17 protein-coding genes are annotated in these 20,469 nt (G+C 52.7%); 9 read left to right on the top strand and 8 right to left on the bottom strand.

Annotated elements, in window-relative coordinates:
* Window positions 1-8: 8 nt before the first annotated feature.
* The 3 genes from prmC to hemA are packed head-to-tail and all read right to left on the bottom strand — an operon-like array spanning window position 9 to window position 3,216.
* A complete protein-coding gene (prmC, locus tag CX650_RS11875) occupies window positions 9-854 on the bottom strand; it encodes a peptide chain release factor N(5)-glutamine methyltransferase (RefSeq protein WP_101095932.1) in 846 nt (281 codons plus the stop codon).
* Window positions 855-865: 11 nt separating this feature from the next.
* Window positions 866-1,951 carry a peptide chain release factor 1 gene (gene prfA, locus CX650_RS11880; protein WP_039034287.1) on the bottom strand — a complete coding sequence of 362 codons (1,086 nt, stop codon included), beginning with the start codon at window positions 1,949-1,951 and terminating at the stop codon, window positions 866-868.
* Between the two features lie 14 nt (window positions 1,952-1,965).
* Window positions 1,966-3,216 (bottom strand): glutamyl-tRNA reductase, encoded by a 1,251-nt coding sequence (gene hemA, locus CX650_RS11885; protein WP_028779720.1) that lies wholly within the window; start codon window positions 3,214-3,216, stop codon window positions 1,966-1,968.
* 238 nt (window positions 3,217-3,454) lie between these two features.
* Here hemA and lolB point away from each other — a divergent pair, with 238 nt between their 5' ends.
* The 4 genes from lolB (at window position 3,455) to CX650_RS11905 (ending at window position 8,040) form a co-directional block, all read left to right on the top strand.
* A complete protein-coding gene (lolB, locus tag CX650_RS11890; RefSeq protein ID WP_101060087.1) occupies window positions 3,455-4,126 on the top strand; it encodes a lipoprotein insertase outer membrane protein LolB in 672 nt (223 codons plus the stop codon).
* Entirely contained in the window at window positions 4,123-5,001 is an 879-nt protein-coding gene (ispE, locus tag CX650_RS11895) for a 4-(cytidine 5'-diphospho)-2-C-methyl-D-erythritol kinase (protein WP_101060083.1), read from the top strand. Before lolB ends, ispE begins: the two co-directional genes overlap by 4 nt.
* A gap of 79 nt (window positions 5,002-5,080) precedes the next feature.
* Window positions 5,081-6,028, top strand: a complete 948-nt coding sequence (locus CX650_RS11900) for a ribose-phosphate pyrophosphokinase (RefSeq protein WP_028779717.1) — start codon at window positions 5,081-5,083, stop codon at window positions 6,026-6,028.
* Window positions 6,029-7,065: 1,037 nt separating this feature from the next.
* On the top strand, window positions 7,066-8,040 hold the full coding sequence (locus tag CX650_RS11905) for a transposase (protein ID WP_101095933.1): 975 nt from the start codon (window positions 7,066-7,068) through the stop codon (window positions 8,038-8,040).
* A 223-nt stretch (window positions 8,041-8,263) separates the two neighbouring features.
* Here the strand turns inward: CX650_RS11905 and CX650_RS11910 are convergent, their stop codons facing one another.
* A complete protein-coding gene (locus CX650_RS11910; protein WP_101095934.1) occupies window positions 8,264-9,268 on the bottom strand; it encodes a DUF262 domain-containing protein in 1,005 nt (334 codons plus the stop codon).
* A complete protein-coding gene (locus tag CX650_RS11915) occupies window positions 9,268-9,822 on the bottom strand; it encodes a hypothetical protein (RefSeq protein WP_101095935.1) in 555 nt (184 codons plus the stop codon). Before CX650_RS11915 ends, CX650_RS11910 begins: the two co-directional genes overlap by 1 nt.
* A 1,836-nt stretch (window positions 9,823-11,658) precedes the next feature.
* Here CX650_RS11915 and CX650_RS11920 point away from each other — a divergent pair.
* The 5 genes from CX650_RS11920 to CX650_RS20555 all read left to right on the top strand — a co-directional run bounded on the left by CX650_RS11920 (window position 11,659) and on the right by CX650_RS20555 (window position 16,040).
* On the top strand, window positions 11,659-12,213 hold the full coding sequence (locus tag CX650_RS11920; protein WP_189484307.1) for an NADAR family protein: 555 nt from the start codon (window positions 11,659-11,661) through the stop codon (window positions 12,211-12,213).
* Between the two features lie 112 nt (window positions 12,214-12,325).
* A complete protein-coding gene (locus tag CX650_RS11925) occupies window positions 12,326-13,459 on the top strand; it encodes a pyridoxal phosphate-dependent aminotransferase (protein WP_101095936.1) in 1,134 nt (377 codons plus the stop codon).
* Window positions 13,460-13,565: 106 nt separating this feature from the next.
* Window positions 13,566-14,024, top strand: coding sequence for a hypothetical protein (locus CX650_RS11930; protein ID WP_101095937.1), 459 nt, complete (start codon window positions 13,566-13,568; stop codon window positions 14,022-14,024).
* Entirely contained in the window at window positions 14,021-14,437 is a 417-nt protein-coding gene (locus tag CX650_RS11935; RefSeq protein WP_101095938.1) for a hypothetical protein, read from the top strand. The genes CX650_RS11930 and CX650_RS11935 overlap by 4 nt, the downstream gene beginning before the upstream one ends.
* A 289-nt stretch (window positions 14,438-14,726) precedes the next feature.
* Window positions 14,727-16,040, top strand: coding sequence for a methyl-accepting chemotaxis protein (locus tag CX650_RS20555; RefSeq protein WP_101095939.1), 1,314 nt, complete (start codon window positions 14,727-14,729; stop codon window positions 16,038-16,040).
* 264 nt (window positions 16,041-16,304) lie between these two features.
* Here the strand turns inward: CX650_RS20555 and gabT are convergent, their stop codons facing one another.
* Genes gabT through CX650_RS11955 form a run of 3 tightly spaced genes read right to left on the bottom strand, consistent with a single transcriptional unit; the run spans window position 16,305 to window position 20,399 of the window.
* Window positions 16,305-17,576 (bottom strand): 4-aminobutyrate--2-oxoglutarate transaminase, encoded by a 1,272-nt coding sequence (gabT, locus tag CX650_RS11945; protein ID WP_025887874.1) that lies wholly within the window; start codon window positions 17,574-17,576, stop codon window positions 16,305-16,307.
* Window positions 17,577-17,623: 47 nt separating this feature from the next.
* A complete protein-coding gene (gene gabD / locus CX650_RS11950; protein WP_101058981.1) occupies window positions 17,624-19,066 on the bottom strand; it encodes an NADP-dependent succinate-semialdehyde dehydrogenase in 1,443 nt (480 codons plus the stop codon).
* Between the two features lie 46 nt (window positions 19,067-19,112).
* Entirely contained in the window at window positions 19,113-20,399 is a 1,287-nt protein-coding gene (locus tag CX650_RS11955; protein WP_101095940.1) for an NAD(P)/FAD-dependent oxidoreductase, read from the bottom strand.
* Window positions 20,400-20,469: the final 70 nt, after the last annotated feature.

Genomic DNA, 20,469 nt, shown 5'->3' on the forward strand with positions numbered 1-20,469 from the left:
ACAGACACTCAACCGGGCCACAAACCCAGAGTACATCTTTCATTGGAGCCAAAATCACGCACTGTGGCCACCTGTTGATAACCGAGCTCGGCAAGTTTTTCCCTGAGCTTCACCGCTTGGGCATAACCATGCTCCAGCAGCAGATAACCGCCCGGCAGCAAGTGCTCCCTGGCATGGGCTGCGATATGGAATAGGTCGGCAAAGCCCTGATCGGCGGCGGTCAAGGCGCTGCGAGGTTCAAAGCGCACATCGCCCATCTCAAGATGCTCATCATCCTCCTCGATATAGGGAGGGTTGGAAACAATCAGTTGGAATTTGCGTCCCTTAACTGCCGAAAACCAGTCGCTCTGAAGGATCTCCACCTGCGGCAACTTCAGGTTATCCCGGTTGGCACAGGCCAGCGCCACCGCGGCCTCGACCTTATCGACGGCAGTCACTCTCCAGCCTTGCCGTTCATGGGCCAGCGCCAGTGCAATAGCACCGGTACCTGTGCCGAGATCCAGCACGGCGATATCATCTGAAAGCGGCAGATTGAGCGCGGTTTCCACCAGGATTTCAGTATCCGGGCGCGGGATAAGGGTGGATTCGTTGACGATAAAAGGCAGTGACCAGAACTCGCGCTCACCGACAATATGAGCCACAGGCACACCTTGGCTGCGACGCTGCACCATCTGGGTGAACTGCTTGTGTTGTTCGGCCGATAAGTTTCTTTCGGGCCAGGTATAGAGAAAACTGCGGCTCTTGCCCAAGCAATGCAGCAACAGGGCTTCGGCATCTGCATGGGCAGACTCGGACGATGCGGCCAGCATAGAAGAGGCCCATTGCAGGGCCTCGGCAATATTGAGTTTAGTCACAGACAGTCCTTTTATTCGTCGGACAGAGCCGCCAGCATGTCAGCCTGATGCTCTTGCATCAAAGGCTCAAGTAGCTGCTCCAGGTCTCCTTCCATCACCTCGTTGAGACGATACAGTGTCAGGTTGATCCTGTGGTCGCTCACCCTTCCCTGAGGGAAATTATAGGTACGGATCCGCTCTGAGCGGTCACCGCTACCCACCAGAGAGCGACGGGTAGATTCTTCGGCGCTGCGGCGTTTTTCATCTTCGGCCGCCTGCAAACGGGCCGCCAGTACGCTCAAGGCCTGAGCCTTGTTCTTGTGCTGTGAGCGCTGATCCTGGCATTCCACCACCAAACCTGTGGGCAAGTGGGTGATACGAATTGCCGAGTCGGTTTTGTTAACGTGCTGACCACCGGCACCGGAAGAGCGGAAGGTGTCGATACGCAGCTCGGCCGGGTTGATTTCCACCGCCTGGGCCTCAGGCACTTCGTGCATAACGGCCACGGTACAGGCCGAGGTATGCACCCGCCCCTGGGATTCGGTTTCCGGCACCCTTTGTACCCTGTGACCACCGGACTCAAACTTGAGTTTGCCGTAAACACCGTCACCGCTGACTTTGGCTATCACCTCTTTGAAACCGCCATGCTCGCCTTCGCTGGCGCTCATAACTTCGACCTGCCAGCGCTGGCTCTCGGCATAACGACTGTACATACGGAATAGATCGCCGGCAAAGATAGCCGCTTCATCACCGCCGGCACCGGCACGGATTTCCAGAAAGGCGTTGCTGGCATCATTGGGGTCTTTGGGCAACAGCAGAATTTGCAACTCGCCTTCCAGTTGCTCCAACTGAGCGCGGGCCGCCTTGATCTCTTCCTGAGCCATCTCTTTCAGCTCAGGATCTTCCTCGGCCAGCATCTCCTGTGCGGTTTGCAGATCCGCCTGCGCCTGCTGGTAGGCCTTAAAGCCTTTGACCACATCTTCAAGCTGAGCATATTCCCGTGACAGGGCTCTGAACCTGTCCTGATCCGCTATGACACCTGCATCACTGAGCAGGGCCAATACTTCTTCATTACGCTCAAGCAAGCCTTCCAGCTTGCGGATAACGGATTCCTTCATTTAGCTCGCTAACCTTAGTGTTTATCCAAGCCGAGCGCGGTTCTCAATTGACCCAAAGCATTGAGATCCCCCTGACGACTGGCAGCAGTCAGGGCCTGGGTCGGAGCATGGATCAGTCTGTTGGTCAGGCGGTTAGCCAGTTCCAGCAGCACCTGCTCTGTGTCTGCTCCCTGCGCCAACTTGTTCATAGCCCGTTCAACCAGCTCATCTTTAATCGCCATGCTCTGGGTACGATATTCGCGAATGCTGTCGACCGATTCCAGTGAACGAACCCACTCCATAAACTGGTGTGAATGCTCTTCGGCAATGACTTCCGCTTGCTCGGCGGCCTCTCTACGGGAGGCCATATTCTGTTCGATTATGCTTTGCAGATCATCGACCGTGTAGAGGAAGGCATCGTCCAAATCACCGACTTCTGCCTCAATATCACGGGGAACCGCTATATCAACCAATAACATAGGTTGATGGCGGCGCTGCTTAAGCGCTTTTTCTACCATGCCCTTGCCCAGGATGGGCAGCGGACTGGCGGTAGAGGATATCACGATATCGGCCTTGGGGAGAAAATCTGGTATCTGCTCCAGGGTAATCGCCTGGGCATTGAACTCTTCGCACATGGCTTCGGCGCGGGAAATGGTGCGGTTGGCCACCACCATGCTGGTGACGCCGTTTTCCTTCAGGTGGCGGGCAACCAGTTCTATGGTTTCACCGGCACCAATGAGCAGCACCTTGGTCGCAGCCAGAGAAGAGAAGATGTGTTTGGCCATGCTGACGGCGGCAAAGGCAACGGAAACCGCCGCTGTGCCGATTTCCGTTTCGGTGCGCACCTTCTTGGCCACGGCAAAAGTATTTTGAAACAGACGATCCAGTGTCAGTGCCACTGTGCCGGATTCCTTGGCCTTGGCAAACGCCTGTTTGACCTGACCGAGGATCTGCGGTTCGCCCAGCACCAGAGAGTCGAGCCCGGATGCAACCCGCATCAGGTGTTGCACCGCGGGTTGACCACAGTGTTGGTACAGGCAAGGGGCCACCTCTTCATGGCTCAGGCCATGATAGTCTTCCAACCAACGCACAACCTGCTCGGCATTTTCTGTGTTGCAGTAAAGCTCGGTGCGGTTACAGGTGGAAACGATGACGGCTTCCCCGCTCTGAGTCTCCTTGGCCAGGCTGCGCATGGCTTCATGGATCTTGTCCGGGGCAAAGGCAACTTTCTCACGCAGGTCAACAGTGGCGGTTTTATGGTTTATACCAATTGCTACAAGGCTCATCTGAACTCGTTCTGGACTCTTGGCGTCGCTGTAGGATGCGGCCATTCTACTGAATTGGCCACCTTAAAAACAGAATACGCTTAACAAAACCGAATAAAGGTCTAACTTCTCAACCAATTTATCAATTAAGCTGAACAGGCGCTGGCAAAAGCCACAAGGGCGACACCACAGGGGTCGGCGCTTATTGGTATTCTGCCAAAGCCCTCGTATCATAGGCGGCCAACACAGTGAACAACAGATGATTATTTTGAAGTACTTCACAAAAACCTGTTTTACACCTCTGTCGGCCCTGCGTCTGCTGTTGCCCCTGCTACTCCTTGGCCTGCTCAGCGCCTGTAGCAACCTGCCCGATGCCCGCTGGCAGGCGACTCAAGTCAAGCACGCAGAGCAAGCCAAGGCCTGGGAGCTGAAAGGCAAGCTGGCGGTAAAAACTCCCGAGGAAAAATTCAGCACCAATCTCTATTGGCTGCACACCCCAACGACAGAAGAGCTGAGACTCACCACCATGTTGGGCACCAGTGTGATGCTGCTGAAAAGTGGCCCGGACGGCGCCTTACTGGAGTTGGATGGTGAAGTCTACCGCGACCGAGACCCGCAGCGTTTACTCGATGGCCTCAGCAGTTGGAGCATCCCCCTTAACGCCCTGCCCCGCTGGGTGCTTGGCCTCAGCGCCGCCGACACTGAACTCGTGCTCACAAACAATGACGGCAACCCCCAGAGCTTGGAAGATGGCAGCGTCAGCCCTCCGTGGCAGGTGAAGTATCTCAGCTGGCAGCAACAAAGCGGTGTCGATATTCCGCGCCTTCTAAAACTCAATCGCGGCGCGCTCGAACTCAAGATCCAGTTAACCGAGTGGCAGGCACTCGAAGCCCAGAGCACACTCACCACCAAGGAAAGCCAGCAGCCATGAGTCCTCTAGACCAAACATCCAAACCCAATAGTCTTTCGCTTGGCTGGCCGGCCCCGGCCAAGCTTAATCTGTTTTTGCATATCAATGGTCGCCGGGAAGATGGCTACCATGAACTGCAGACACTGTTTCAGTTTCTCGACCATGGTGACCTGTTGGACTTTAAAGTCACCGCCAAGGGCGAGCTCAAACTACACTCCAATCTCGGCGCTGCTGTCCCGGATAGCGATAACTTAATTCTCAAGGCCGCAAAATCATTGCAGCAAGCCAGCGGATGTGAACTGGGGGCCGAGATCTGGCTCGACAAGAAACTGCCCATGGGTGGCGGTCTGGGGGGCGGCTCGTCGGACGCGGCCACCACTCTGGTGGCCCTCAACGCCCTGTGGCAAACCGGCCTGAGTGAAACTGAACTTGAACAAATTGGTTTAAAACTCGGCGCTGATGTTCCTGTTTTCATTAAGGGTTTGGCGGCCTTTGCCGAAGGGGTCGGCGAAAAACTTCAGCCGGTGGAACCGGCCGAACCTTGGTATCTGGTGCTGGTTCCCGAGGCCCATGTCTCCACTGAAAAAGTGTTCCATGATCCTGATTTGCCAAGAGATACTCCCAAGCTCTCTCTGGAGCAACTGCTGAGTGCCCCTTGGCAAAACGACTGTCAGGCACTGGTATGTCGCCATTACCCTCAAGTTGCCAAGGCCTTGGGCTGGCTGCTAGAATATGCGCCGTCCAGAATGACCGGAACCGGTGCCTGCGTGTTCGGGGAGTTCGAAAAACAGCAACAAGCTCTCGATTGTCTGGCACAGCTGCCACCATCTTTCAAAGGCTTTGTTGCGAAAGGGATAAATAGATCGCCGCTTCAGAGTCGACTGGCTCGCCTCTGAACAGTTTCTTCCGGGATGAAGCGGTCCGCCGTTTTTTGTCCCAGCCACTAAAATAAAGCAAACGCCTGAGGTTCTTACAGTGCCCGACATCAAGCTCTTTGCTGGGAACGCTACCCCCAGTCTCGCCAAAAAGATAGCCGACCGTCTTTTTTGTAAACTCGGAGACGCAGAGGTAGGCCGTTTCAGCGATGGTGAAATCAGTGTCCAGATAAACGAAAATGTACGTGGTGCTGATGTGTTTATCATTCAGTCCACCTGCGCACCAACCAACGACAACCTGATGGAGTTGATCGTAATGGTTGATGCCCTGCGCCGCGCTTCAGCCGGCCGTATCACAGCCGTTATCCCTTACTTTGGTTATGCCCGTCAGGACCGTCGTGTCCGCAGCGCCCGTGTACCCATTACCGCCAAAGTGGTTGCCGATTTCCTCTCCAGCGTGGGTGTCGACAGAGTACTGACCTGTGACCTGCACGCCGAGCAGATCCAGGGCTTCTTCGATGTACCGGTAGACAACGTCTTCGGTAGCCCTGTGCTGCTGGAAGATATGCTGGCCAAGAAACTGGACAACCCAGTTGTTGTTTCCCCCGATATCGGTGGTGTTGTTCGCGCCCGCGCCGTAGCCAAACTGCTCGACGACTCAGATCTGGCGATCATCGACAAGCGTCGCCCACAGGCCAACGTGGCTCAGGTAATGCACATCATAGGTGACGTTCAAGGCCGTGACTGCATCATAGTTGATGACATGATCGACACAGGTGGCACTCTGTGTAAGGCTGCTGAAGCCCTGAAAGAACACGGCGCCAACCGCGTCTTTGCTTATGCAACCCACCCGGTATTCTCCGGCAACGCGGCCAGCAACATAGTAAATTCAGTGATTGACGAAGTCATAGTCACTGACACTGTGCCTTTGAGCCCAGAAATGCTCAAGACAGGCAAAGTGAGCCAACTGACCATGTCAGCGGTACTGGCCGAGGCTATCCGCCGCGTCAGCAATGAAGAATCTATCTCTGCCATGTTCCAGCACTAAGCTGACATGCAGAGTTAACAAGAAACGCACCTTTGGGTGCGTTTTTTTATGCTTGATATCTGGGTTGCCATAATATGATATGGCCCATCAGCTGCGGTGTGGATAGGCAGGAAGCCTGAATGCCGTGAAGAGCAGGATGTTCGAGAACGGCCCTTTCGCACAAGCGGAACTGTGACACGGCGAGAGTTGCATAGCAACACCACGACTTTAGGCCACTGGCACAGTGGCTAGCATTGCTTTAAGCCTTAAATCCCTCGTCAATACTTGCCGGGCTTTTGACCACAGGTGTAGCCCATCACCTGCGGTGCGCCTTTCGCACAGGCGATCCTGTGACACGCTGTAAACCCATCCCTGGGCGCTCGACGAAAACGTCCCTGTTTTCGACGGTCACAGTTCCGCCTGTGCCTGGAATTAGGCGTATATCTGCAGATCTATCAAATATTTCAAGCTACTCAGGGCTAACAGAATTGCACTATTCCCCCTTCGGAGCCGCCGCTGGCGTTGTTACAAATTGGCGTAGCCGAGACAGGGATGTCGAGGCTCGAAGGTCGAGCAAGGAGGCGAGTCCTGAGTGTAGCCAATTTGCTTCATAAGCCAGTGGGGATTTCGGCTACGTCGGGGTGTCTTTGGGGATGCAAGGGGCTTTGGACAAGCAAAGCCCCTGCCCGGTGTGGTGTGGAACACCACGACTTTACGCCGCTGGCACAGCGGCTAGCATGGCTTTAAGCCAAACTCACCAATGAGCTTGGTCCTAGCGGCTAGCTAAGTTGTAACCCATCACCTGCGGTGCGCCTTTCGCACAGGCGATCCTGTGACACGCTGTAAACCTATCCCTGGGCGCTCGACGAAAACGTCCCTGTTTTCGACGGTCACAGTTCCGCCTGTGCCTGGAATATAGGCGTATGTCTGTAGGAATATAAACAATTTCAAGCAACGCTATTCTTACAAAATTACAAAATGGAGACACCCATAATTCTTGGCAGATTGTTGACTCCTTGTCTAGGCTTGAATGGAGCCTTTGAAAAGGAAAGGATGCCATGCCGAGGCCAAGATATGCTCAAGTCAGTCTTGAGGACACCCCCTTCTATCACTGCATCTCCCGCTGTGTACGTCGCGCCTTTCTGTGTGGCGTTGATGATTATTCCGGCAAGAGTTATGAACATCGTCGTGATTGGGTTGAGTCGCGTCTATTGGAACTGGTGGCCGTCTTTTCCATTGACTTGTGTGCCTATGCAGTCATGTCCAATCATCTGCACTTGGTGCTCAGAGTTGACTTGAAAACCGCCACTGAATGGACATTGGAGCAGGTTTTACAGCGTTGGCACCTGCTTTACAGTGGAACCCTGTTATCCCTGCGTTTTCTGCGCGGTGAAACACTTTCTGATATTGAATATCTCACCCTGCAACAAACCACTGAAGTCTATCGCCAACGTTTGATGGATATCAGTTGGTTTATGCGGGCGCTCAATGAACCTATTGCCAGACAAGCCAATTGGGAAGACGGATGCAGCGGTCGCTTCTGGGAAGGCCGCTTCAAATCCCAGGCGCTATTGGATGACGCAGCCGTATTGGCCTGCATGGCTTATGTTGACTTGAACCCTATCCGCGCGGGAATAGCCAAAACCCCAGAAGACTCAGACTATACCAGTATTCAACGGCGGATACAGGCCGCGATGCAAGGCAAAAACACACCTGAGCTGTTACCCTTTGTCGGCAATGAACGGCTGAACATGCCACAAGGATTGTACTTTGAAGCCAAGGATTATCTGCAACTGGTCGATGATACCGGGCGCATTATCCGCCACGACAAGCGCGGCCAGATTACTGCCAGCACAACAACCATTTTGAATCGTTTAAACATCCCTATCGACAACTGGCTCAAGTTAACGACTGATTTTAGCCGTCTATTCAAAGGGCCGGTTGGTACACTGGAGTCACTTACCGACTACTGTACTCACCTACAACGACGACGAAGACAAGGGGCCGCTAATTGTCAGAAGTTGTTTAGCTGAATCCCCGAGGCTCCAAGATATTTATCTCCAATCGAACTTTGTTCGACCGACATCGTGTCTTAAATTCGACTTTTGCGTTCATTTCAATAACCGAGCGCCACTCAAAGGTTTGAAAGATGATTTTCTCCCAGTGAAAACATCAGTGTTTCTGTAATCCAGGCAACTAGAGTCTTCACTCAGCTAATAATGGGTGTCTTTGTTATCACAGCTTTGCATTGTTAGCTTATGAACCTTGAATTAGCTGATAAATTGATTTGCTCCGAGTGATACGGCTACTTCTGTCGTTACTGGCTTGAAGCGCAGAATTGTAGTATTCCTGTGCTTCTTTATCGTCACCAAGATCCCCAGATGCCACGCGATCTACCCGCTCGTAGAAATTATCTAACCGTTCTCTCAAAACGCTGACGTCTATAGAAAGACCATTTTTTACGATAGCTCTGTGAAGTTCGACGAACAAGGTGTAGAAGTCGGCTTTTTTAAACGCCCTGGAGTTGCTTTCAAAGTTCAGACGATCTATGAATTCGAGAACTGTAGAGATCTCGCTATTTAAGCGGTCTCTTTCTGGAAACTCTTCGTTGAACTTTTCTAAATAAATTTCAAGTTCCTTGTCTCGATTGAAATAGGTAGTCATGATTGTGATTATCAAGCCTAGACAATATTTTACATCATTCATCCGTTTAATATCGGTAGATGTAAATAGCCTTTTGCGTTCGAAAATTTCAGCCTTAGATACCTCTTCAGCAAACTGCTTGAATTCGCCACCGAAACGCGAATTGTGCAGTTCCATCGCATTCAGTCCGTAGCTTGTCGAGTTGATACGTTTGAATACCTCTTTAATATGCTCGATGGCCATATTCCCCATATCTCTGACAACAACCTTATATTCAAGAAAGGCAATCTGTTTGTCCTCATCAAGATCAGAATATGCGGGTAAATTGCTACCTAATTTGATATCTGGTGAGCCTTTGAAATACTGGTATAACGTCGTTATGCGCTGCTGGCCGTCAACAAGCACTTCTGAGCCCTCACCCGTTTTAGGGTCGACTTTCCCAGCAGCGATATATATCTCGGGAAAAGGATAGCCCTCCAAGACCGTTTTGATAAATTCAATTTTATCCCTGTTAGTCCAGACCAACCGTCTTTGGAAGTCTGGCTGAGGAATAAGGGTTTTGTTGCCGATTCCAGTCAGAAGCACTCGAAGGCGCCGATTCGAAGCTGAAGTATCCATTAAGATGCCTCCTGAATGCACTGTTCAATGCATATTGTTTGGTATTCTTGTAAGAAGAAATGAGAATGGTATAAACCGCCGCGAACCTTAAAAGGACCGAACCGGTTGCTACTGGTTAAACTATTGAAAAATTTCCACCATTCATCTGTAAACTCAAAATAGCTACTTGATGGAAGTTTATCGGGACGTATCCACCCTTCAGAAATATATTTGAAGAAATTGTTTGATGAAGGCCAGTCAGCTCCGCTCTTCTTAAACAGATAAGCTTCTTGCCAAATGCGCTCAAAGAGTTTTGTTGATACAATCGCAATATCTATATCAGAGTCATCATTAAATACTTCAAACCTTCTTGAAGGCTTTATACTAAACCCTAACTTGCCGGACCCAACCATAATCACATCGGTAAAATCTATTTCAAACTTATCACAGATAGTTTCACGAATTTCAAACATCTGGTGATTATCAAGGAGGTGACAATCTCCACCGAGAACGTACTTTCTGTAGATTTGGAGGCTGTTTAAGCTTTTAAGATCTGCCTTGAATTCCTCGATCATTCTATACTTTCCGTCCCATTCGTCCGAGAGCTAACAGCTGTATAGTGCGCATGCGCGTTTTAGTCCTCGGAGGAGTGTCAACGCGCATCGCTATCTGTTTGTATTAGCTGGATATAATGCAATTTAGTCCTAATATCCCTTACAGCTAAACGCGCATGCGCGGTTTCCAAACCTATTATCTACCAGCTGTATTTTTTAACGTTATGAATTTAATGTTATTTTCTAAAATGTTACAGAAATAACGCGCAAACTTAGCTGCAAATTTCCGGCATTTTGTCCAGAACGCCAATAATACTGTATAGAAAATCAGTTCTGAGGCGCTTGTCATAAGCGCTTCAAGCCGCACAACCAATGCTCCTACAACCCAGGCCTTACAAAAAACGTTGAGTAAAGCCATGGCTACCGCACGGGTCCAAACTCTGTTCGTCCCTGCATTCCGCTAGAAACGAAAAAGTGTTGCAGCTTTCGCCTTAAGCTTAAGGAAGTTCTAAAACTAAGCGGTTGAATTAGTTATACAATAGCCAGCATTGAATGTGAAAACAATTAGCCAAAGGTCAAGTTTTGACAAAGGCAACAAAACACTGATTTAGTTTGTTTTTACAACAGAATTGACTGGGTTGGAAACCCAAAGCTCCACGACTTTAGGCCGCTGGCACAGCGGCTATCATAGCTCCCAGCTAAAAGTGCCTAAGTTAGTACTGGCCGAGCTTCCGGCCACGGTGTAACCCATCACCTGCGGTGCGCTTTTCGCACAGGCGATCCTGTGACCCGGCGTGAATACGTCCATGTAGCCTCGACGAAAACGTCCCTGTTTTCGACGGTCACAGTTCCACCTGTGCCTGGAAAATAGGTGTATGTCTGCAGAACTCTCAAATATTTCAAGCTACTCCATTGTCACAGAATTGCACCAATTCCCCCTCGGTGTCGCCGACAGCCGTTGGCGCAAATAACGTGGCTGAGGCATGGATGCCGAAGCAGCGCCAGTCGAATCAGGGGCGAGTGTCGCTTAGCGACGAGCTCACGAGCGCGAAACAGGATGTTGAGCCGGGCCAGAGTCACATGGATGTGATTCTGAGCGTCTGAAGCGGTAGTTATTTGCGCCATTAGGCCGAGGGGCTTTCGACACCGTGTGGGGCGGCAAGGGAGATCCAAGAGGGGATTGCTGTTGATCCCTTCTTGGTCGGGTGGGGGGCGAAGCTCCACGACTTTAGGCCGCTGGCACAGCGGCTATCATAGCTTTCAGCTAAAAGTTCCTAAGTTAGTATTGGCCGTGCTTCCGGCCATGATGTAGTCCATCACCTGCGGTGCGCTTTTCGCACAGGCGATCCTGTGACACGGCGAGAGTTGCGTAGCAACATGCTTTCGAGCGCGAGCCAGGGATGGTGAGCTGGCCGTTATGCATGGATGCATTTGGCGAGTCCTGAGTGTAGCCAATTTGCTTCATAAGCCAGCGGGGATTTCGGCTACGTCGGGGGTGTCCTTGGGGATGCAAGGGGCTTTGGACAAGCAAAGCCCCTTGCCCGGTGTGGTTTGGTGAGAGTTGCATAGCAACGTGCTTTCGAGCGAGAGCCAGGGATGGCGAACTGGCCCTTGTGCATGGAGGCATTTACACCACGACTTTAAGCCGCTGGCACAGCGGCTATCATGGCTTTAAGCCAACTCTTCACCGACCGTGAACATTCAAGAAATTTCGCTAAATTGTAAGCTGGTGTAGCATGACCTCATACACAACTTATAGAATTCATAGCAATCTCTGAGTTCAGTGCCAAGGCCTGAACTGACTAGGGTAAGAAAGTCTTTTTGCAGGTAAAAAAGCAACCAAGCATAGGAATCACTTTGAAAATTAGGACAAGAGAACAGTTGGTCGATTTCGTAGACCAAGGGAATAAGGTCAAGTACATATTCTTCTGGGGACACCAGGAGAAAGGAGAACAAATTTCCAAGAGTTGTTTTAGTCAATGGTATGACGCAAAGTTTGAAGAAGAAGGCAACGTCTTCATTACTGCGGAGCATTACATGATGTATCACAAGGCAAAGCTATTTGGTGATGACATTGCATGTGAAAGAATCCTCCTTGCCACCACCCCTGGCGCAGCCAAAGCTATTGGTCGGGAAGTAGTCGGGTTCAACCAAGAAGTCTGGGATGAGAGACGCTTTGAAATAGTACTTAATGCAAACTTAGCTAAGTTTGCTCAGCATACTGAACTAAAATCGTTTCTGCTTAATACTGGAAACCGTATCTTAGTCGAGGCTAGTCCTGTAGATAAAGTATGGGGGATAGGGCTCGCTCAAGATCATCCTGAATCTGAAATTCCCAGGAGATGGAAAGGCTTAAATCTGTTAGGGTTTGCACTCATGGAAGTTCGCGATCGGCTCAGAAAAGATCTCTGACAATCAAAAGCCAAAAGAATAACAAGCTTCAAATAATGAATAAAAATTCATTTATTTTCTCTCCTCCTCTGGGTAGACTGAGCGCCCTCTTATCCAGAACATCATAATAAACATGCAATTAAGTCGTAGGCATTTTATTCAGGCCGGTTTAGCCGGTACCGCACTGGGGCTCAGTGGCTGCAGTAATTTCTCTCTATCTTCCCAGGAGCAGGCCCAAGCTACTGTCTCCAAGGGGCCCCTGGCGCTGAACTTCAATGAAAACCCACTGGGGATGCCAAGCAGCGCCAGAGAAGCCATTATGCAACATATGGGCGAGGCGCACCTGTATCCCGACAGTGCCCGTCAGGCCTTGCTCAAGCGCCTGGCAAGCTATCACGGTATCAGCCAAGAGCAGCTCATCTACGGCAATGGCTCTTCCGAAGTACTCAAGTTCGCCATAGATGCCATGGCCAGCGCTCACTGCCAGTTGGTAATGCCCAAACCTACCTTTGACATAGTGGCCGACTATGCCAAGGCCCGGGGGCTCAAGGTAACTGAAGTGCCGCTGACCGCCGAGCTGCAAACCGATATCGCCGCTATGCAAGCCGCCGTGGCCGCGCACTCTGGCCCTTCCATTGTCTATCTGTGTAACCCCAACAACCCAACCGGCCTCTTGCTGCCCAAGGCGCCGGTTGCACAGTGGCTGGCCAAGGCCAGTCCCGCGCTGCAGTTTATTATTGATGAGGCCTACGGCGAGTATGCCGGTAGCGATTTCCAATCCGCGCTGCCGTTCATCCAAAATGGCCAGAAACACACGGTGCTGACCAAGACATTCTCCAAAGCATGGGGAATGGCGGGACTGAGGGCCGGTTATGCCATTGCCACTCCGGAAATGATAGCCGCCATGCAGGCCCAGGCGAGTTTTGACAACGCCAACCTGTTTGCCCTCTATGGGGCGGCAGCAGTGTTGGATGACAGCGCCTGGCTGGCGCAGACCCGCAGCAACAACTTAGAGGCCGGTGCCATTATCATTGCCACACTCAAACAGTTGGGGCTCGACTATCTGCCACTCAACGCCAGTTTTATTTTCCACCGCATCAAGGGCAATAATGAAGACTATCGCAAGCGGATGCAGCAGGCCGGCATTCTGGTAGGCCGCACCTTCCCAGGGCTTGAAGGCTGGAATCGCTTGACCTTGGGCACACCAATGCAGATGCAACAAGTTGCCAAAGAGATGCAACGTCTGCGTTTGGAAGGTTTGCTCTAATTTCTCTTTCAAGAGCTGTTTCAAGAGCTGTTTCAAGTGCTCTTTCAAGTGCCTTGGCTTTTCGCTAGACTCGGACTTTCGCAGCCTTTTTCAGAAGGATTCTGATATGCAAGTCCAATCCATTCTGGGGGCGTTATTCGCCCTCGGTTTCTCCCTGTCGTTGCAAGCCGCCCCCGGCGAGCTGGTCATCAACAAAAATGCCAAGCCCAAATCCTCAAACCGCTATATCGAAGCCGTTCATCAAGAGATCCCGGTAGCGGGAGCCAGTGAGGCCCAGGTTCGTTATGCCATTCTCGAAGGTATGCTCAGCACCAAGGGCTTTGCCTGGGTATACGAGGGCGAAGGTGAGGGCTATATCCTGGCCCGTTTCGACTATCGTGGCGACACTAATGTGATGCGCATTGAATACGACGCCAACTATATTCAGCTTAAATACCACGCCGCCCTGGGGGATTTTGTCTGCAAGAAGCTGATTGATGATATCTGCTACAAGAATGGCCGTGGCTATTACAACTACATCAAGAATCTGCGTCTCTCCATCGCCCAGGAGCTGAAAAAATCATGAAACGAATACTACTGCCGCTGCTGCTGAATCTGGTATGGCTGAACCCGGCTTCCGCCGAGACTGAATATCAATTGCAACGCTGGCAAAACCCAGTACCCACAGGTGGTTATGTGCAGGATATCCCCGCCATGTTGCAGCGGGCCGTTACCCGGGATAACTGGGAACTGGAAACTGCCGCTGATGGCACCTGGCTCGCCCGGCTCAATAACTACAAGGGATACACGGTCGAAGTAGAAGTCGCACGACAGGCACAGGAACTGCAGCTTAGCCTGATCTCCAGCCGCTGCGATTGCAAAATGGACCAGGCCAAAATCGACAGCTGGTTAATTCGCCTCAGGCGCAATATCGCCCTTGAAGTCACCAAAGCCGCCAGAGATGAGAGTTTGCGACAAAAGCTGAAGGCCAAATATTAAGGGTATTCCCGTGATTGGCAAAGGTGTCGAAATCTTAAGTTAACAAAAACTTGCTAGTCTGTGCGCCGGAACCTTTCATGCCACACAGCACAGGCTCCAAGGTGTGACAGTTGAAGCTTAATATCATTTACCGCTTTCACTCTGCCACACTTATGCTACCTTTCAGCGACGCTATAATAAGTAAAAATATGCAGCCTATCAGGAATAACGACTGCGAAATGGATCCTCGCCTCAGAATACGAGCCGACAGCAAGCTGCCGACTAAACCTAACAAGTGGGGATCTGTTTTATGTTCTTCAATAAATCGTCCAGACATGCGCTGGAACAATGTCAATTGCAGCTATCCAGGCAACTGGCAACAGTACAAGCCATAGAGCAGTCGCTTGCCTGTGTGGTGTTCACACCCGAAGGCACTGTGATAGAAGCCAATCGCCTGTTTGCCGAGTTGTTTGGCCTGGAACAGGAAAAGCTCAAAGGCATGCCTCACAAAAGCTTGTGTCAAACCGATTATGCCGCCTCAACCCAGTACCGCAGGTTTTGGGAGCAGCTCAGGCAGGGGAAAGCCGCTGCAGGGGTGTTTGAACGTCGCCATGCAGATGGCAGCAGCATCTATTTGCAGGCCACCTACTTCCCTGTGTTTGAGCAGGGTAAAGTCACCCGCGTCATGAAAATTGCCGCCGATGTCACCAACAGCCAAATGGAAACCGACACTCAAAAAGCAGTGGCCAACGCCCTGGATAACTCCCAGGCGATTATCGAGTTTGACCCCAAGGGCAATATCATTGAAGCCAATGCCAATTTTCTCAATGTCATGGGCTATACCCGGACCGAACTGAAGGGACAACACCACAAGCTGTTTTGTGACGAAACCTTCTACCGGGAACACCCCCATTTTTGGGAAGAGCTCAACAAGGGCCAATTCAAGTCTGGGCTGTTTAAACGCTTCAATAAGCTGGGACAAACCGTCTGGCTAGAGGCCAGCTATAACCCAATACGCAATGCCGCCGGTAAGGTAATCAAGGTGATTAAGTTTGCCAGTGATATCACCGCCAGGATAGAAAAGTCCCAGGCGATTAAAGAAGCGACCGAAATAGCCCACAGCACGGCGCTGAATACCGGTGCCACAGTCGAGCAAGCCATAGATAGTCTCGACAGGGTAACTGTTACCTCCAACAGCATAACCTATCAGGTGCAGCAGGCCGCAGAGGCGATAACTCAACTCAATGAGCAGTCGCGCCATATTCAGGCAATTGTCTCGACCATCAGCGCCATTGCCGAGCAGACCAATCTGTTGGCGCTCAATGCCGCAATTGAAGCGGCCCGCGCCGGTGAGCAGGGTCGGGGCTTTGCCGTTGTCGCCGATGAAGTCAGGCAACTGGCGGCCCGCACCAGTGAGTCCACCAAGGAGATAGGCTCTGTCGTCAGTCAAAATGGTCAGCTTACAGACAAGGCCACCCGGGAAATGGCGGCGGTGGCCGAGGCGGCCAACCAAGGTAAAATCCAACTGCAGGATGTCGCGGACCTAATGAGCGCAATTCTCGATGGTGCCCGCAATGTGGTTGATACTGTTGCGTCCCTGTCCGATGAACATCAGGGACATTGATCCGAAGGCTTCTCCCGCCCCGCTAAAAAGCCCCCCAGCCAAGGCCGGGGGCTTTCGTCAGATCTTGAGTTTATCCATCTGATCGTTTTGACTATGTCGCAACTGCGCCAGCGTCGGGCACAATGCGCGTGCAGACAAAAAAGTTAACAGCGACAAAATTGCAGCTTGGACAGGCCAAGCCTCAAGCAACTCAAATGAATAAGCCTCTTTTTACTACAGACATAAAAAAAGGGAAGCGCTGGGCTTCCCTATCATCCTTCTGGCTCAACTACGCAGTTGCCGGAAACACTCGGCAATAATCTCCAGCCCCTGCTGTAGATCCCTGTCACTGACGGTCAAAGGCACCAAGAGGCGCAGCACATTGCCATAAGTGCCACAGGAAAGCAGGATAAGACCGCGCTCCCGCGCCAAGGTGAGGACTCGTGCACAATACTCGGGCTTGGGCACACCGTCTTCAACCAGCTCCATGGCCACCATGGCGCCCAGGCCGCGAACATCGGCAATAAAGTCGTACTCCTGCTGCAGCTTGCCAAGCGCTTCTTTAATGACAGTACCCACCTGGTTAGCCCGCGCCAGCAGCTGTTCCTTCTCGAAGGTTTCTATCACCGCCAGGGCGGCAGCGCAGGCAAGCGGATTGCCGCCATAGGTGCCTCCCAAACCGCCGGGGCCTATGGCATCCATCATCTCGGCCCGGCCGGTAATGCCGGAGAGCGGGAAACCACCGGCAATGGACTTGGCAAAAGTCGTGATATCGGCGGCAACACCCATCTGCTCCATGGCAAAGAAGGTGCCGGTACGGCCGGCGCCCGTCTGCACCTCATCGGCAATCAGCACTATCCCTTCCTTGTCACACAGCTTGCGCAGCCGCGCCATAAACTCGGGGGATGCGGCATAGAAGCCGCCCTCGCCCTGCACCGGCTCAAGAATAATGGCGGCAATATCCGCCGGTTCGGCATCATTCTTGAAAATCTGCTCGATGGACTTCATCGCATCGTCGTCACTCACCCCATGCAGCGCGCAGGGATACTGGGCGCGAAACACGTTGGCCTGCATCAGCCCCATGCCCTTACTGTAGGGCGCCACTTTGCCGGTGAGTGCCAGCGTTGCCATGGTGCGGCCATGATAGCCTGAGGTAAAGGCGATGACGCCGCTGCGTTTGGTATAGGCCCTGGCGACCTTAAGAGCATTTTCCACCGCCTCCGAGCCACTGGTAAACAGCGCCGACTTCTTGGCGAAATCCCCGGGGACCAGGGCGTTGAGCTTCTCGCAGACGGCCACATAACTCTCATAGCCCAGCACCATAAAACAGGTATGGGAGAAATCTTCCAACTGGCGGGCAACCGCCTGCTTGACTCTGGGATGCAGGTGCCCGGTATTGAGCACGGCTATGCCACCGGCAAAGTCCAGATATTCGCGGCCCTCGACGTCCCATACCCGGGCATTTTCCGCCCGTTCCACAAACACAGGGTGTATCTGTCCCACACCCGGTGCCACTGCGGCCTGGCGCCGCACCATCAGAGAGTCATTGCTTATCATCCTGCTATCCTCTGTTGTTGTCCCGGCATCGCCGGGACATGGGTTAATCAGACCGAGAGGCAGAGATACTTGATCTCCAGATATTCCTCTATGCCGTATTTAGAGCCTTCCCGTCCCAGCCCCGAGGCCTTGATGCCACCAAAAGGCGCCACTTCGTTGGAGATAAGCCCGGTATTGATCCCCACCATGCCGTATTCCAGCGCCTCGGCGACTTTCCAGACTCTGGAGATATCCCTGGCGTAGAAATAGGCCGCCAAGCCAAACTCGGTATCGTTGGCCATGGCGATCACTTCATCGACACTGTCGAAGCGGAACAGCGGCGCCAGCGGGCCAAAGGTTTCCTCTTTGGCGACCCGCATGCTGCCATTTACCTCGGTCAAAATAGTGGGCTCGAAGAAGTTACCGCCCAGCGCCCGGCCGCCTGTCTTGACTCTGGCGCCTTTGGAGACGGCATCCTCGAGATGAGCCTGCACCTTTTTCACCGCATTCTTGTCGATAAGCGGCCCTGTGGTAATGCCGGACTCTGTGCCAACACCCACCTTGAGCTCGGCCACTTTGGCGGCCAGCTTTTCGCTAAAAGCATCATAAACGGACGACTGCACATAGATGCGGTTGGCGCAGACGCAGGTCTGGCCGGCATTGCGGTATTTGGAGATCATCGCCCCTTCGACCGCAGCATCCAGATCAGCATCATCAAACACGATAAAGGGCGCGTTGCCGCCGAGCTCCAGTGACAGTTTCTTCAGGGTGGCGGCGCATTGCTGCATTAGATGAATGCCCACGCCGGTCGAGCCGGTGAAAGACAGCTTACGCACCACGGCGCTGTCGCAAAGGGTATTGCCTATCGCCTTGGCATCACCGGTAATCACGCTGAAGACGCCGGGAGGAATGCCCGCTTCAATCGCCAGGTAGGCCAGCGCCAGAGCGGTAAAAGGGGTCTGCGGCGCCGGTTTGACTATCATGGTGCAACCGGCCGCCAGTGCAGGACCCGCCTTACGGGTGATCATCGCCGCCGGGAAGTTCCAGGGCGTAATGGCCGCGGTCACGCCCACGGGCTGCTTGATCACCAACAGGCGCTTGTCCTGTTGATGGCCTGGGATCGTATCGCCGTAAACCCGCTTGCCCTCTTCGGCAAACCACTCGATAAAGGAAGCAGCATAGGTGACCTCACCGCGGGCTTCTGCCAGAGGCTTACCCTGCTCTGTGGTCATCAGCAGCGCCAGGTCATCGGCGTGTTGGTTGATAAGCTCGAACCAGCGTTTGAGAATGCTGCTGCGCTCTTTGGCGGTCAACGCCCGCCAGGCCGGAAGAGCCCGCTCGGCGGCATCTATGGCTCTGTGGGTTTCAAATGCGCCCATCTCGGGCACACTGCCGATACGCTCGCCGGTGGCCGGGTTGAAAATATTGACCTTCTTGCCTGAGTCTGCGTCCAGCCACTGGCCATCGATATAGGCTTGTTCACGCAGCAGCTCACTCTGATTAAGTTTCATTGCGACTCCTTTAAATGGGCGCCAAGCGCCCTTGTACGGATAGGCATCAAATACCCAGTTTGTCCCTCAGGCTGTAATACCAGGCGCCGAGCGCAGAAAAGGGGACTCGCAGGGCATGTCCGCCGGGAAATGGATAATGGGGCAGGCTGGCAAAAGCATCGAAACGCTCCGCCTGTCCGGTCAGCACCTCGGCAATCAACTTGCCCGCCAGGTGGGTATAAGTCACCCCATGACCACTGCAGCCCTGGGAGTAATAGATGTTGCTGCCAATCCTGCCGACCTGAGGCAAACGGGAGAGTGTCAGCAGAAAGTTGCCTGTCCAGGTATAGTCGATACGGACCCCTTTCAATTGGGGGAAGGTCTTGATCAGCTTGGGCAGGATAATCGCTTTGATATTCTCCGGATCTCGGGCGCCGTACACTACACCGCCACCATAGATCAGGCGTTTGTCGGCCGACAGGCGGAAATAATCCAGCAGATAGTTACAGTCCTCGACGCAGTAGTCCTGCGGCAACAGACTGTGGGCCAACTCTTCACCCAAGGGTTCTGTCGTGATTACCTGGGTACCGCAAGGCATGGATTTGGCAGCAAGTTGGGGCAGCAGTTTGCCAAGATAGGCATTTCCTGCCACCACCACAAACCTGGCCTTAACCTGGCCATTGGCGGTATGTACTATAGGGTACTCCCCTTCGTCGATACGTACTACGGCCGAATCCTCAAAAATTTTTCCACCGAGAGATTCCACCGCCCTCGCCTCACCCAGCGCCAGGTTCAGCGGATGGATATGGCCACCACTCTTGTCCAGCAAGCCGCCGATATAACGGTCTGTATTGACCACCTGGCGAATGCCGGCATCATCCAACAGCTGCAGCTGTTCTGTGTGGCCATATCGCTCCCAGAGGGCTTTTTGCTGCTGCAGATGCCCCATCTGTTTGCGGTTGATGGCGGCAAATACTCCGCCGTTTTTGAGGTCACAATCTATCTGGTATTTTTCGATGCGTTCGCGGATGATGCGGCCGCCCTCGAAGGCCATTTCGCCAAAGAGCTTGGCCTGCGCCTTACCGACAGTGCTCTCTATCACATCGAGATCGCGGCTGTAGCTGTTGACTATCTGGCCACCGTTGCGGCCAGAGGCGCCCCAACCCACTCTGGCCGCTTCCAATACCACCACCTTGAAACCGGCCTCCAACAGGTGCAGCGCCGAGCTGAGTCCGGTATAACCGGCCCCTATCACACAGACATCGGTTTCCAGCACCTCGCTTAAGCTGTTGCGTTCACGGGTGTCATTGGCCGAATCGGCATAATAAGAGGAGGTGTGGGCAGTGGCAGTCATGGTTAATCCAGCCTTTTATGTTTGTTATTTTTAACACTTGCATCATCCTACACAGTTAAATCGACTAAAA

Source organism: Shewanella indica, assembly GCF_002836975.1.
In the GTDB taxonomy this organism is placed as follows: Bacteria; Pseudomonadota; Gammaproteobacteria; order Enterobacterales; family Shewanellaceae; genus Shewanella; species Shewanella indica.

Coding starts and splice junctions, on each gene's coding strand:
- gabD (WP_101058981.1), bottom strand. CDS start 19,066: ATGAAACTTAATCAGAGTGAGCTGCTGCGTGAACAAGCCTATATCGAT.
- prfA (WP_039034287.1), bottom strand. CDS start 1,951: ATGAAGGAATCCGTTATCCGCAAGCTGGAAGGCTTGCTTGAGCGTAAT.
- gabT (WP_025887874.1), bottom strand. CDS start 17,576: ATGATAAGCAATGACTCTCTGATGGTGCGGCGCCAGGCCGCAGTGGCA.
- CX650_RS11910 (WP_101095934.1), bottom strand. CDS start 9,268: ATGGATACTTCAGCTTCGAATCGGCGCCTTCGAGTGCTTCTGACTGGA.
- lolB (WP_101060087.1), top strand. CDS start 3,455: ATGATTATTTTGAAGTACTTCACAAAAACCTGTTTTACACCTCTGTCG.
- CX650_RS11955 (WP_101095940.1), bottom strand. CDS start 20,399: ATGACTGCCACTGCCCACACCTCCTCTTATTATGCCGATTCGGCCAAT.
- CX650_RS20555 (WP_101095939.1), top strand. CDS start 14,727: ATGTTCTTCAATAAATCGTCCAGACATGCGCTGGAACAATGTCAATTG.
- hemA (WP_028779720.1), bottom strand. CDS start 3,216: ATGAGCCTTGTAGCAATTGGTATAAACCATAAAACCGCCACTGTTGAC.
- CX650_RS11925 (WP_101095936.1), top strand. CDS start 12,326: ATGCAATTAAGTCGTAGGCATTTTATTCAGGCCGGTTTAGCCGGTACC.
- ispE (WP_101060083.1), top strand. CDS start 4,123: ATGAGTCCTCTAGACCAAACATCCAAACCCAATAGTCTTTCGCTTGGC.
- CX650_RS11905 (WP_101095933.1), top strand. CDS start 7,066: ATGCCGAGGCCAAGATATGCTCAAGTCAGTCTTGAGGACACCCCCTTC.
- CX650_RS11915 (WP_101095935.1), bottom strand. CDS start 9,822: ATGATCGAGGAATTCAAGGCAGATCTTAAAAGCTTAAACAGCCTCCAA.
- CX650_RS11935 (WP_101095938.1), top strand. CDS start 14,021: ATGAAACGAATACTACTGCCGCTGCTGCTGAATCTGGTATGGCTGAAC.
- CX650_RS11930 (WP_101095937.1), top strand. CDS start 13,566: ATGCAAGTCCAATCCATTCTGGGGGCGTTATTCGCCCTCGGTTTCTCC.